Here is a 13,323-nt window from a genome sequence, read left to right on the forward strand (position 1 = left end):
TTATCTCATTAAGCCATTATTCATTGAACCTTTAACAATAGTGGTTTGCCGTTTTTATCTTGAATGCTTCGATAAAAACAACTCTGTCTGCCCGTATGGCATGTTGGTCCGTGACCCTCCACTTCAACTTTAAGCAAAAGTGCATCTTGATCACAATCGACAAGAATTTCTTTTATGTGTTGCATATTGCCTGAAGTTTCGCCTTTCTTCCAAAGTGACTGGCGAGAGCGTGACCAATAATGAGCAATGCCAGTGCTTAAAGTAAGCTCCAACGATTCTTTGTTCATATATGCTAGCATCAAAACTTCATTGGTTACATGGTCGCAAGCAATGGCTGTAATTAAGCCATTTTGGTCAAAGCGCGGCGCAAACATATCGCCTTCTTCCTGCTTTTCCTTATCAATAAAAGGCGAAGAAAATTTTTCAGATTTCATCGAAATCCCCTTATCATATTCATGAATTGCGCTTGTTCTTGCGGATTATTTTCATAATGACCACGAAATGCAACCGTTATTGTTGTTGAACCCTGCTTTTTTACCCCGCGCATTGCCATGCATAAATGTTCCGCTTCAACTAAAACAGCGACACCGCGCGGCTTTAAATTATTGTTGATTGCATCGGCTACTTGGGCGGTCATTGTTTCTTGCGTTTGCAGTCGGCGGGCAAAAACATCAACGACTCTTGGCAGTTTTGATAGGCCAACCACGCAATTATCAGGAAGATAAGCAATATGGGCTTTGCCAATGATCGGCACCATATGATGTTCGCAATGGGAAAAAAATTCAATGTCACGAACAAGTACTGGATCATTATAGCCAGCGACTTCTTCAAATACTGTTCCTAATATATCTTCTACCGATTGCTCATAACCGCCAAATAATTCACCATAGGCTTTGGTAACGCGTGCAGGAGTCTTTACCAAGCCTTCACGATCGGGATTTTCGCCTGCCCATAATAGCAATGTGCGAACGGCTTGTTCAGCCTCTTCACGACTTGGGCGTTTTTCAATAGATAATGGTTTTTTACTAACGGGATTCTGCACGAAAACATCCATTCTAAATTTCAAACTTTTGCTTAATTTTACTCGTTAGCTTTATAAAATAATCATAAAGCTAACAGTCAACACTTAATCACTTACGGCCCTATTTAGTTCCCTTTATTCTTTACTAAATAACATAAATTAGAAAATATCTAAGAGTGGCAGTAAGCTCATATGGTCTATTAATTTGAATCGGTTATAATTGATATGACTTCATATTGGAGAATATATAGTTTACCTTTATATGGCATTAAAGGAATTTCAATCCTATATAATGGTTTATTCGTGGAACGAAAGTCCCAATCACTGGATTTAGATGGATTTGGTATCAATAAATTATGATTGAAGACATTTATAATAGTAAAATATTATCAGCGGCAGCTCATATTAGCCTAACTGGTCGCCTTAATGATGCTGATGCGTCATCGCGCCAGCACTCTAAAATATGTGGGTCGATTATTACTGTCGATATTAAAATAACTAATGGCATTGTTACAGAATTTGCCCAGGAGGTGCGCGCTTGTGCATTAGGGCAAGCCTCAGCATCGTTGCTAGCCAATCATGTTATTGGTGCAAGTACTCAAGAGTTGATGGAGCTCAGAGATGTTATGTATGCCATGCTTAAGGAAGATGGTCAGCCGCCAATAGGCAAGTTTGAAGAACTTGGTTGTCTGCAACCAGTAAAGGACTTTAAAGCCCGTCACGCATCAACTCTGTTAGTGTTTGACGCAGTTGTTGATTGTATCCAGCAAATTGAAATCACAACTTAGAAACCAAGGGCAATGATAGATCAAAAACGCTATAATCGCAATTATGATGGTCCATGGCGCAAAACACCGGGGCGAATTATAGGCATTGTGTTTATTCGCTTTTATCAGCTCACGCTTTCATCATTGATTGGCAATCAATGTCGCCATCTACCCACATGTTCTGAATATACTTATGAAGCAATAGCGCGTTTTGGACTTTGGAACGGCGGTTTTATGGGGTTATTTCGTATTATGCGTTGTGGCCCGTTTGGAACCCATGGAATTGACCCTGTGCCGGTTGTTTTGGATGATTATTATAGATGGTATTTACCATGGCGGTTTTGGAAAATTGCAAAGCAAAAAAAAGATTCGAAAAAATGCAATTGCAAGGATAAGGTTGAGTGATTATTTATTCAAAGCAATTGGTTAAGTTTGAATTTCAATCTTGTTTATGAATGTTTTTAGCCTGATTTTTCTAATTGAAAAAGGCTTCATTAAAGAATGAAGCCTTCTTATCATTTTATAAATTTTATATATCTTATTGCAGTCACTTGTTATGGTTTAAGCAATTTCACCAAGGCAAACATATTTAATCTCAACAAAGTCATCAATGCCGAAATGTGAACCTTCGCGGCCAAGTCCAGATGACTTGATACCTCCAAATGGTGCTTCTGCCGTTGAAATGAGGCCGGTATTAACCCCAACCATGCCATATTCTAATGCTTCACTAACGCGGAATACGCGGGCTAAGTCCTTAGCATAGAAGTAGGATGCAAGACCAAATTCCGTATCATTTGCCTGTTGGATAACGTCATCCTCATTGAAAAAGCGGAAAAGAGGTGCAACAGGGCCAAAAGTTTCTTCACTGGCAACTAGCATATCCTTGGTTACATCGGCAAGAACGGTTGGTTCAAAGAAAGTGCCACCAAGGGCAGATGGCTTACCACCGGTTAATACACGTGCACCTTTGCTGACCGCGTCTTTAACATGCTGCTCGACCTTTTTAAGGGCAGGCTCATCAATCAGCGGTCCAAGAATAACATCTTTCTCCATACCATTGCCAACTTTTAATTTGGCAATAGCATCAGTTAATTTTTTAGCAAATATGTCATAAACGCCATCTTGTACGTAAATACGATTGGCGCATACGCATGTTTGACCATTATTGCGGAATTTGGCAATAATGCTACCGGCAACAGCTGCATCAATATCGGCATCATCAAAAACGATAAAGGGTGCATTGCCACCAAGTTCTAGGCCAAGTTTTTTAATTGTCGGTGCGCATTGCGCATAAAGCTTTGCACCAACTTCAGTAGAACCAGTAAAGGTCAGTTTGCGCACAATTGGGCTATCGGTGATCACCTTACCAATTTCTCTCGCGCTACCAGTCACCACAGAAAAAAGACCGGCAGGGATACCGGCACGCTCGCCAAGTATGGCAAGGGCAATGGCTGAAAACGGAGTTTGAGACGCAGGTTTTAACACCATGGCGCAACCAGAAGCTAAAGCAGGGCCGGCTTTTCTGGTAATCATTGCATTTGGAAAGTTCCACGGTGTAATAGCGGCTACTACACCAATTGGCTGCTTCATCACGAGGAGACGTTTGTCCCGCTGATGGCCGGGGATGATTTCACCATTAATGCGGCGTGCTTCTTCAGCAAACCAGTCAATAAAGCTTGCACCATAGTCAATTTCGCCAATAGCTTCATTAAGTGGTTTACCTTGTTCAAGGGTGAGAATTTTGCCAAGATCTTCGCGGTTCTCTACCATAAGATTGAACCATTTACGCAAAATAAGCGAGCGTTCCTTAGCCGTGCGTTTTGCCCATTCTTTTTGAGCCGTTTCAGCAGCTTTAATCGCTTCCAGAGTCATTTCCTGTGTACAGTTAGGAATATAGCCTAAAATTTCGCCCGTTGCAGGGTTAGTAACTTCTGTGCCATTATCTTTGCTGCCTGCAATCCATTTGCCAGCGATATAGGCGGCCTGTTTAAAAAGTGTATTGTCTTTCAACATAATATCAATCCTATCCCATTGCTTCTTATTCAATATTTTTGGCTTTACGGGAAAGCCAATCTGCTTAATTACAGCGAGAAAACTAGAGCACCTAGTTGTTGTAACTTAAATAATTGTGCTCTAGTGTCTTTTGTATTTAATGCTAGGTATTGAAAAAGCGCAAATTAACTTGTTGCTTTAACTTCGCGGATTGATTGCTCTAAAATATCAAGGGCTTCATTAAAAATCTTATCATCAACCGTGATTGGCGCCAAAAAGCGGATAACATTGCTATAGACACCGCAGGTAAGTAAGATAAGCCCTTTTTCAAGAGCCTTAAGGCGGATTTTTATTAGCAAAGTCAGCTGATGGCTTGCCGTTTTTGTCAAAAAATTCAACTGCGGTCATGAAGCCTGGACCACGGATATCCTTGATTTCCGGTACATCGTCCTGAATGGAAGCCAAACGTTGGCGCAAGCGCGAGCCAAGCTGGTTTGCTCTTTCACAAAGCCCTTCTTCTTCAATTACATCAAGCACAGCTAGAGCTGCTGCAATGGCTAATGGATTACCGCCATAGGTGCCACCAAGGCCGCCTACGCCTGGGGCATCCATGATTTCAGCCTTGCCAGTAACCGCTGATAGTGGGAAACCGCCAGCTAAGCTTTTTGCCATAGTGATAAGGTCTGGGGCGACGTCATAATGATCCATGGCAAAGAGCTTGCCTGTTCTGGCAAAGCCTGTCTGTACTTCATCAGCTATCATAACAATGCCGTGTTCATCACAGATTTCGCGAACTCGGTTCATTAATTCTGCTGGTGCTTGATAAAAAACCACCTTCACCCTGAACAGGTTCTAGAATAATAGCTGCAATGCGCTTTGGATCAATATCTGCTTTAAGCAGCGTATTTAACGCATTTATACTATCTTCAACCGTTACACCATGTACTGAATAAGGGTAGGGAATATGGTAAATATCACCAGGCATTGCGCCAAAGCCAACTTTATAAGGGACGACCTTACCAGTTAAAGCCATGCCCATAAATGTACGGCCATGAAAACCACCGGAGAACGCAATAACGCCATCACGCCCTGTATGTGCGCGAGCAATTTTAATCGCATTTTCAACTGCTTCAGCGCCGGTAGTTACAAAAACAGTTTTTTTCTTAAAATTACCGGGTGTTGCTGCATTGAGTTTTTCAGCAAGCTCCACATAATTCTCATAAGGCACAACCTGATGGCAAGTATGGGTAAAGCGATCAAGCTGCTTTTTTACCGCTTCAATAACTTTTGGGTGGCGGTGGCCAGTGTTAAGCACTGCAATACCCGATGCAAAATCAATAAAGCGGCGGCCTTCTGCATCCCAAAGTTCAGTATTTTCTGCTTTATCTGCAAAAATTGGCGTAGTTACACCAACGCCGCGCGCAACAGCATCTGAGCGGCGCTTTGAAAGTTCTGCATTTCCCATGATTAAATCCTCCATATTCGCTTAAAAAACTGTATGATTGGATCAAAAGATAATTTAAGTGAAACTATTAGGGATCGACACTGCACTTATCATTTTGACACTTGTTGAGGATAGATTAACCTATTTTTTGTCAAAAAATATAGACAATCTGTATAATTATATTTTATTATTTATACGTTTGGGATATTGGTTGGCTCTTTTATTATTGAAATTACACGGAAAATATTTTGGCAATTTTTAAAGCGAGCCATATTTTATTGCGGTTATCAGCATTTTGGATATCAAGACCGGTAAGGTCATTAAAGCGTTCCATGCGGTTGCGAATAGTGTGGCGGTGGACATTAAGCTTTTGTGCCGTTTCATGGAGGTTAAAACCACTATCTAGCAACATCTCGATGGTCGTAAGTAATTCAGCAGATAGGTCTTTGTGAAGTATGGCGTTTTTGAAAGCTTTGGCTGAGATGGGATCCAATAAACCAAGCATGGTTTCAATTGCCATATCATCGCTATCATAAAGGCCTGCTGTTGAGTTTTGCGCCAGCATTTGTGCTTGCCGTAAGCCCGTATGTAACTGATCTGCTTTAACTGGTTTACTTACCCCTATGCTACAATTGGGACAAATAGTCAGCAATGGTGCTAAAAGCTGTTTAGGAGGTAATCGTGATGAAATTGCAAAAAAAACAATAATTTCATTGTTGTAAATCTGAATTATCGAGTCTTTTGGTAAGTTAGTGGCAATTAAATCTGCTGTCTTTTTCAAATGACCATTAAGCGGTTTTACAAAAGCAAATCCGAAATTGCTATCAGGGTCAAAGCCAAGTGAAAAAAGCTTATGCCTTATTTCTTGTAAAGGTAAAAATGATTGCATCAGCATGGAAAATATATCAATTTTTAAACGGCTTTCAGCGCGGTTTACCGCATTGGTGCGATTGATAATAATTCTTGCTGCCAAAATCATTTCATGGATAAATGCCTTATCGGTTAATGAAAAATCTTGCGATTTGCGTTTAATGCGCAATTCAATTGTATTGGTGCAAGAAAAGCTGGTAAAATCATTATGTTGGTTTATTGCTTCCTTTGCTTTGGCGCCCTTACTGCGTACCGCCTCGGCTAAGATATTTTTATCCTGCTCAATAATTTGGCAGTCCGCCAATAAGCTATTGGCTAGCCGCATAGTAATATCGGAAAGCTGTAATTTTTCATCAATGGCATCGTCAAGAATTTGGCTGTAATAGGATCTATTGCCAAGTTGGCTTGGCTTATCGACAAGCTGTTCTGCTGCAATCTGTGTTATATGGGCAAAACTTAATTCATAAGGCACTTCGCATAAGGGTAGTTTAAGAGCATTTGCTCTTTCAATCATGATGGCTGGAATTTTACTAAATTTAAGCCCTATACCAAACCCAATGCCAGCAACTCCACTTGAATAGAGTTGATCCATGTAGCGGATCATTGCCGCATCATCATTAAGGTTCCAACCTGATATGAGATTAAACTCACCACCTCTTAACCAACGGCGTGGTTCGGGATTATCGGAAGCAATTACCCAGTTAATACGGTTTTTAAGCCCCTCAAGACCTGCAATGGGAATGAGAGCAGGTTTAGTCATGCTACAAAGGCGTTCAACGGTTAGGGGCATAATTTATAATCTTTAAGTTTTGCTTTTAGTTATTTACAATTAAATGAACTATAAATTTTTACATCATTTCAGCATATTCATTTATAGTATTTGCTCTAAAAATGTTTTTGTGCGTGCAATTTGCGGATTGGTAAAAAGATTTTTTGGGGTATTTATTTCCATAATTTGTCCCTCATCCATGAAGATAATGCGATCTGCTATTTCGCGAGCAAAAGCCATCTCATGGGTAACACAAATCATTGTCATACCAGTTTTGGCAAGTTCTTCGATTGTATCTAAAACTTCTTTTATCATTTCAGGATCAAGCGCCGAAGTCGGTTCATCAAAAAGCATGATTTTAGGGCTCATACACAAAGAACGAGCAATTGCTGCACGCTGCTGTTGTCCACCCGATAATTGTCCGGGATATTTATTGGCTTGATCCTTGATGTGGACCTTATCCAAATAATCCAGTGCTAAATCATTCGCAGTGCTGCGGTTCATATGGCGAACCCAAATTGGGGCTAAAGTACAATTTTCTAAAATGGTTAAATGGGGGAAAAGATTGAATTGCTGAAAAACCATACCAACTTCACTGCGAACCTTATCAATATGGCGGCTACTGGAATCAAGCTGGATACCCTCAACCGTGATTTGTCCGCTTTGATAGGCTTCCAATGCATTTATGCAACGGATCATAGTTGATTTACCTGATCCAGAGGGACCGATAACCACAATTTTTTCACCCACCGTGACAGATAGATTAATATCACGCAAAACATGGTTGTCACCAAACCATTTATTGACCGTTTTCATTTCAACGGCAAGTGGACTGTCATTTGTTTGGTCAATCATGATGTTATTCATTTCATTAGTTTTGTAATTTTCTTGAGGCATTGAGGTGGCGCTCGATAAAATGGGCATAGCGTGACATGGCAAAGCAAAATAGCCAAAAGATAAAGCCGGCAAAAATATAGGCGGTTGCAGGTGTTACGGGACTTATCCAATTGGGTTGTAAGGTAGCATTTTGGGCGGCACCCAATAAGTCTTGCATATTAATCGTATAGATCAAGCTAGTATCTTTAAACATTCCAATCAAAATATTGATGACACCGGGAATAACAAGGCGAAAAGCTTGTGGCACAATGATAAAGCTAATCATTTGCCAATAACGCAGCCCAAGCGACCATGCAGCTTCATATTGTGCCTTAGGTACTGCTTGCAAACCGCCACGAATAACTTCTGCAATATAGACTGAGGTAAAAAGCGCTACCGCAATAAGCGCTCTTAAAAAATTATCAAAATTTAAATCTTGCGGAAAAAACAATGGCAACATGACATTGGCGACAAAAAGCACTGCCACCAAGGGTACACCACGCAAGGTTTCGATAAAAATTACACATAAAAAGTGAATGATTGGCTTTTTCGATTGCCGTCCAAGTGCCAGCAAAGTGCCAAGCGGTAGCGAAACGATTATGCTGGAATAGGCAATGATTAAAGTTGCAAGTAAACCACCCCAACGCGCAGTTGGCACGCTCGTTAATCCAAATGCACCACCATAAAGCAAGATATAGCAAAAGATTGGTACAAAAATAAACGATAAAAGGGCGTTGATGACTTTGAACCTTACTCTCGGCATCAATAGTGGAATATTGACTATAATCACCAATAACAATGCGCAATGAACCCGCCATAATTCACTTTGTGGGTAAATACCATATAAAAATGAACTCATATTAGCGCGGACAAATGCCCAGCATGCGCCTGACCAACCATTGGGTTGAATGCCGCCTTGTATGATAGTTGCGCACGCCGCACGATCATTGCCTATCCAACTGGCATCAATAAACAACCAACGTAAAGTTGGAATGGAGGTGTAGATCAAGGCTATTAACAAAAATATGGTTATTAAGCCATCAAGTGGATTTGCAAATAGTCGGCGTTTTAGCCAGTGCAAAATACCACTTTGGCGTTTGGGTGGTGGCAGGGCAGGTAGCAATTGCTTACGAGTAAAGGCGCTAATTTTTTCCATTTTTAGCGTCCTTTCAAACTGGTTTTATAATTAAACCAATTCATGATCAGTGAAATAAGCAAGCTAAGGCTTAAGTAAACGATTATCCAAATAACGGTTACTTGGATGGGCTGCCCTGTTTGATTGTAGATGGTGTTACCAATGCGCATAATCTCGGTATAACCAACAGCTGTTGCAAGTGAAGTGTTTTTCATCAAGCTCATATATTGGCTGGAGAGTGGTGGAATAATGATGCGCAAGGCAAGTGGCAAAACAATAAGCCTTGTAATAAGGCGAGGCTTTAAACCAAGTGAAGCTCCAGCTTCCTTGTAACCATAATCGACACCTTGGAGGCCACTGCGCACAAGTTCTGCAATTAAAGCCGATGTGTAAATGGAAAGAGCTAAAAATAATGCGGTAAATTCTGGTGTTATACTTGTGCCGCCGCTGATGTTAAATCGCCCTGCTTGCGGTATATTAAAGCCTGAAAATTGTAAAATTGGCATAAGAAATAAAAAAGTGGCAGTAATAACTAAAATATAAAATGGCCATAAAATCTGGGCTTTACCGCTTTGCTCAAAGCGCTTTTTGCCCCAATGACGCAAAGAGATACATAATAGAAGGCTAATAATAACTGCTACTGCAAAACTCAGCATAATCAGCCAACCACTTTGGCCAAATATTGGCTGCGGCAAAAAGATACCACGTTGATTGATAAAAACATTAAACGGTAGTGCAATACTGTCACGCACCGATGGTAGTAAAGCTTGAATTATTGCAAAATACCAAAAAAATATCACCAAAAGCGGAGGAATATTGCGAAAAGTCTCAATGTAAAACAGGCAAATTTTTGAAACTAACCAATTATTAGACAGCCGACCAATGCCAATTAAAAGCCCCAATAGGCTTGATGCTATGATGCATAGAACGGCCATCACTATTGTATTGACAAAGCCAGCAGCTAGCGCTGTGAGATAGTTGGAATCTTCGCTATAGGGAATAAGACTATTGGGAATAGAAACACCCGCGCGCTGAAGTAGAAAGCCAAAGCCCGCAGTCATATTATTGGCTTGCATATTGGTAATCGTATTGGTGATAATCCACTGTGCCGTTAGTCCAATAAAAACAATTACTAGCAATTGAATAAGAAAACTAACACTCAATATGGAATGCAAAAAGGTGCGAAACGCACCTTTTTTTATCGGGGAGGGCCGTGGTTGAATAGGTACCAAGAGTACAATGCCTCATAAATTTATATTGGTAAGTAAAACAAATTTTAAAACAAAACGGGTGCGCAATACCCGATTTATTTACAAGGTTTTAACGAATAGGCACGCCATATTGTAAACCACCCTTGGTCCATAAGGCATTGATACCACGTGAAATTTTAAGCGGCGTATTTTGTCCTATATTGCGCTCAAAAACTTCTCCATAATTACCAACATTTTTAATGATTTTGATAACCCAATCCTGATCAAGTCCTAAGTCCTTACCAATATCGTTACCTTGTTCTGCACCAAGCATGCGCTTAATGTCGGGATTATCAGATTTTGCCATATCATCAACATTAGAACTGGTTATACCAAATTCTTCAGCGTTAACCATTGCATAATGAGTCCAACGAACAATATTTGCCCATTGTGCATCGCCTTGGCGTACAGCAGGACCAAAAGGTTCTTTTGAAATGATTTGCGGTAAAACAACATTTTTATCAGGATTTGCTAATTGCAAGCGAGTTGCATAAAGCGATGATTGATCTGTCGTATAAGCGTCGCAACGGCCAGCATCGTAAGCCGCATTGACTTCAGTGAATTTTTCAAAAACCACTGGTTCATATTGCATTTTATGGTTGCGGAAATAATCTGCTAAGGTCAATTCAGTTGATGTACCAGATTGAACACATATAGATGCACCAGAAAGTTGCAAAGCAGAAGTTACGTCTTTTAACCGGTCAGAATTTATCATAAAGCCTTGGCCGTCATAATAATTAATTCCAGTAAACTCGATACCAAGTGACGTATCGCGGCTCATTGTCCAAGTTGTATTGCGGATTAGCACATCAATCTGCCCCGATTGAAGCGCAAGAAAGCGCTCTTTGGCGGAAAGAGGCACAAATTCTACTTTGGATTTATCTCCAAAGATAGCCGAAGCAACTGCGCGGCAATAATCAGCATCAAAACCTGTCCAATTGCCTTTCCCATCTCTGATCGCAAAGCCAGTTAATCCTGTATTGACACCGCATACCAAATGACCACGGGTTTTTACTGCACGCAAGGTCGCACCAGCATTTTCAAGCTTAGGGTCGCCCAATGTTACTTTCATTTCGCTGGTAACAACAGTGCCTTTAACTGGTGCTTGAGCTGCTTCAGTTTGTGCATTTGCCAATTGACTTTGAAAGCCGCTTATCGTTGTTATCGCCAATAAAGCTGTCAGAAATTTGGTATTTATTGCCATAATCACCCTCTTAGATTTAGTTTGCAGTTACAATATCCATTTGGAACGTAGTTTGATTGCAAGTTCAAGCAATTTTTTTCCATTGTTTTCTTGCAAGTTAGCATAAAAATAATCTAACCTAAACATCAAATTTGGTTCCATAGGTCGTAGAGCCTAAAAAGAGGATAATAAGGCAATGGCAAAAACTAAAGATATGGATAATTGGGGTGTTAATACAAAACTCGCTCATGGTGGATATAATCCCCATGATTATCACGGTTTTGTTAATCCACCAGTGGTCCGTGCCTCAACCGTTCTTTTTCCTGATGCCAATACAATGGCTTTGGAGAACCAAGCCTATACTTATGGTACCCATGGTACGACAACCACCGATGCGCTTTGCCATGCAGTTGATCTTCTTGAAGGCTCAGCGGTTACCGTGTTAACGCCATCTGGTCTTGCAGCCATTACTATGCCGCTGCTTGGTGCGCTAAGCAGCGGTGATCACCTACTTATTACGGACTCCGTCTATTTTCCGACGCGTCGTTTCGCTGATACGATTTTAACGCGCATGGGAGTTGAGGTTGAATATTATGATCCGTTAATTGGTGCCGGTATAGAAAAGCTCTTTAAAGACAATACACGAATTGTCTTTACCGAGTCGCCTGCATCCAATACCTTTGAAATGCAGGATATTCCTGCAATTGCCGCAGCTGCCCACAAAATTGGCGCTATCGTTATGATGGATAACACGTGGGCAACGCCGCTTTTATTTAAAGCGTTAGATTATGGGGTTGATATTTCGATTAATGCGGCGACCAAATATCCTGCAGGTCATGCGGATGTGCTGATGGGGATGGTGTCCGCCAATCAAAAATATGCTGATCTTATCAAGGATGCCCACAAAATTACTGGCATGAGTGTATCGGGTGACGATGCTTATCTCGTTTTGCGTAGTATGCGCACCATGAATATACGCCTTGCTCATCAAAGTAAAACAACAATTGCTCTTGCTTCATGGCTAGAAACTTTACCGCAAGTTGCTGAAGTCTTGCATCCGGAATTGCCAAGCAATATGGGACACGCAATTTGGTGTCGTGATTTTAAAGGTTCAGCCACTATTTTTTCCATTGTTTTGAAAAATGGGGGTATAGAAGAAGCAAGTCGTTTCCTTGATAGCTTACAGCTTTTTGGGCTTGGCTATTCATGGGGCGGTTATGAAAGCCTTGCAGTTCATGTTAACTTAAAAGACCGTGTAGTCGCCAAAAAAGATTTTGCAGGGCCTGTTTTGCGCTTGCAAATAGGTATTGAAAATTTTGAAGATTTGCAAAAAGACTTACAAAATGCAATCAATGCAACTGGCTTATAATAACTCCATTTTTTAATTAATACCCAATGAAGCTATAAGACAATGTCTACTGATTCATTGGGTATTTAATGGATGGGAAGTCGATGAAGATGTGCAAAAACTGTCCCTTTACAACTGGCTTTGTGGCTTTCCTTGCTGTAATATCTATGTTAGCAAGCCTAGTTGCCAATGCATGTACTCGTTTTGTATATCATGGTGCAGATGATAAAGTTATTTCTGCTTGTTCCATATTCTATGTGAATGCAATACCAAAAAGTGAAAGTCCAATTGAAGCCATTGCAAGTGTTTTCAGTGTTATTTGCAATATATTTGTTCCTTATGGAATTACGACACCAAATGAGCCTAATATATCGTCAACGCGCTGGCGCGCAGTGCCGCATCATAAACGTAAGCTCTATTTTTTTAAGCAACCACTACTCCCAATATATTCTGGGCGAATTTGACAAAGGTAGATTTTACTAAGGTTACTGGTAAGGTCATGAAACTTGATTGGGGGCTCAACCATACGCATATCTATTCAGGCATGGCCAATAAAAATTTTTAAGGAAGCTGCTCCATTCAAGTTTTTTTGGACTATAATTTTTTTAGGCTATAAATTAAAGTGATTTGCACCCAGTTAAATTACAAAGCTATATCGAATAATTACA

Annotated in this window: 11 protein-coding genes and 2 pseudogenes; 4 read left to right on the forward strand and 9 right to left on the reverse strand. The window is 40.5% G+C overall.

What is annotated here, in order from left to right; translation table 11 throughout:
- Positions 1-20: 20 nt before the first annotated feature.
- Both hisI and folE read right to left on the reverse strand, forming a co-directional pair.
- Positions 21-434: a phosphoribosyl-AMP cyclohydrolase gene (gene hisI, locus H3299_RS05605; RefSeq protein WP_182419301.1), complete on the reverse strand. Its 414-nt coding sequence runs from the start codon at positions 432-434 to the stop codon at positions 21-23.
- The gene (folE, locus tag H3299_RS05610) at positions 431-1,054 is read right to left on the reverse strand and encodes a GTP cyclohydrolase I FolE (protein WP_182419302.1); all 624 of its coding nucleotides are present in this window, start codon (positions 1,052-1,054) and stop codon (positions 431-433) included. The genes hisI and folE overlap by 4 nt, the downstream gene beginning before the upstream one ends.
- A gap of 323 nt (positions 1,055-1,377) precedes the next feature.
- Between folE and H3299_RS05615 the strand changes: the two genes are divergently transcribed.
- Together H3299_RS05615 and yidD are read left to right on the forward strand one after the other, a co-directional pair.
- Positions 1,378-1,809 carry an iron-sulfur cluster assembly scaffold protein gene (locus tag H3299_RS05615; RefSeq protein ID WP_182419303.1) on the forward strand — a complete coding sequence of 144 codons (432 nt, stop codon included), beginning with the start codon at positions 1,378-1,380 and terminating at the stop codon, positions 1,807-1,809.
- A 12-nt stretch (positions 1,810-1,821) separates the two neighbouring features.
- A complete protein-coding gene (gene yidD / locus H3299_RS05620) occupies positions 1,822-2,193 on the forward strand; it encodes a membrane protein insertion efficiency factor YidD (RefSeq protein WP_182419304.1) in 372 nt (123 codons plus the stop codon).
- 156 nt (positions 2,194-2,349) lie between these two features.
- Here the strand turns inward: yidD and H3299_RS05625 are convergent, their stop codons facing one another.
- From H3299_RS05625 to H3299_RS05655, 7 genes and pseudogenes are all read right to left on the reverse strand, one after another.
- Positions 2,350-3,804, reverse strand: a complete 1,455-nt coding sequence (locus H3299_RS05625) for an NAD-dependent succinate-semialdehyde dehydrogenase (protein ID WP_305852536.1) — start codon at positions 3,802-3,804, stop codon at positions 2,350-2,352.
- A gap of 161 nt (positions 3,805-3,965) precedes the next feature.
- A pseudogene (locus H3299_RS05630) lies at positions 3,966-5,245 on the reverse strand (4-aminobutyrate--2-oxoglutarate transaminase).
- A 211-nt stretch (positions 5,246-5,456) separates the two neighbouring features.
- The gene (locus H3299_RS05635) at positions 5,457-6,884 is read right to left on the reverse strand and encodes a PucR family transcriptional regulator (protein ID WP_182419306.1); all 1,428 of its coding nucleotides are present in this window, start codon (positions 6,882-6,884) and stop codon (positions 5,457-5,459) included.
- Between the two features lie 81 nt (positions 6,885-6,965).
- Positions 6,966-7,718 (reverse strand): amino acid ABC transporter ATP-binding protein, encoded by a 753-nt coding sequence (locus tag H3299_RS05640; RefSeq protein ID WP_210276143.1) that lies wholly within the window; start codon positions 7,716-7,718, stop codon positions 6,966-6,968.
- 16 nt (positions 7,719-7,734) lie between these two features.
- The gene (locus tag H3299_RS05645; protein WP_182419307.1) at positions 7,735-8,895 is read right to left on the reverse strand and encodes an amino acid ABC transporter permease; all 1,161 of its coding nucleotides are present in this window, start codon (positions 8,893-8,895) and stop codon (positions 7,735-7,737) included.
- A 2-nt stretch (positions 8,896-8,897) separates the two neighbouring features.
- Complete coding sequence (locus H3299_RS05650) at positions 8,898-10,037, reverse strand: amino acid ABC transporter permease (protein WP_182419308.1); 1,140 nt, start codon at positions 10,035-10,037, stop codon at positions 8,898-8,900.
- Between the two features lie 157 nt (positions 10,038-10,194).
- On the reverse strand, positions 10,195-11,196 hold the full coding sequence (locus H3299_RS05655) for an amino acid ABC transporter substrate-binding protein (protein WP_182419668.1): 1,002 nt from the start codon (positions 11,194-11,196) through the stop codon (positions 10,195-10,197).
- A gap of 307 nt (positions 11,197-11,503) precedes the next feature.
- Between H3299_RS05655 and metC the strand changes: the two genes are divergently transcribed.
- Both metC and H3299_RS15640 read left to right on the forward strand, forming a co-directional pair.
- The gene (gene metC, locus H3299_RS05660; protein ID WP_182419309.1) at positions 11,504-12,676 is read left to right on the forward strand and encodes a cystathionine beta-lyase; all 1,173 of its coding nucleotides are present in this window, start codon (positions 11,504-11,506) and stop codon (positions 12,674-12,676) included.
- 230 nt (positions 12,677-12,906) lie between these two features.
- A pseudogene (locus H3299_RS15640) lies at positions 12,907-13,281 on the forward strand (linear amide C-N hydrolase); the annotation flags it as partial.
- Between the last annotated feature and the right edge of the window lie 42 nt (positions 13,282-13,323).

This window comes from Bartonella sp. HY038 (genome assembly GCF_014117425.1).
GTDB lineage: Bacteria > Pseudomonadota > Alphaproteobacteria > Rhizobiales > Rhizobiaceae > HY038.

Bases quoted from the DNA above. Each gene is read 5' to 3' on its own strand.
- hisI (WP_182419301.1), bottom strand. From the start codon at position 434: ATGAAATCTGAAAAATTTTCTTCGCCTTTTATTGATAAGGAAAAGCAG.
- folE (WP_182419302.1), bottom strand. From the start codon at position 1,054: ATGGATGTTTTCGTGCAGAATCCCGTTAGTAAAAAACCATTATCTATT.
- H3299_RS05615 (WP_182419303.1), top strand. From the start codon at position 1,378: ATGATTGAAGACATTTATAATAGTAAAATATTATCAGCGGCAGCTCAT.
- yidD (WP_182419304.1), top strand. From the start codon at position 1,822: ATGATAGATCAAAAACGCTATAATCGCAATTATGATGGTCCATGGCGC.
- H3299_RS05635 (WP_182419306.1), bottom strand. From the start codon at position 6,884: ATGCCCCTAACCGTTGAACGCCTTTGTAGCATGACTAAACCTGCTCTC.
- H3299_RS05640 (WP_210276143.1), bottom strand. From the start codon at position 7,718: ATGATTGACCAAACAAATGACAGTCCACTTGCCGTTGAAATGAAAACG.
- H3299_RS05645 (WP_182419307.1), bottom strand. From the start codon at position 8,895: ATGGAAAAAATTAGCGCCTTTACTCGTAAGCAATTGCTACCTGCCCTG.
- H3299_RS05655 (WP_182419668.1), bottom strand. From the start codon at position 11,196: ATGAAAGTAACATTGGGCGACCCTAAGCTTGAAAATGCTGGTGCGACC.
- metC (WP_182419309.1), top strand. From the start codon at position 11,504: ATGGCAAAAACTAAAGATATGGATAATTGGGGTGTTAATACAAAACTC.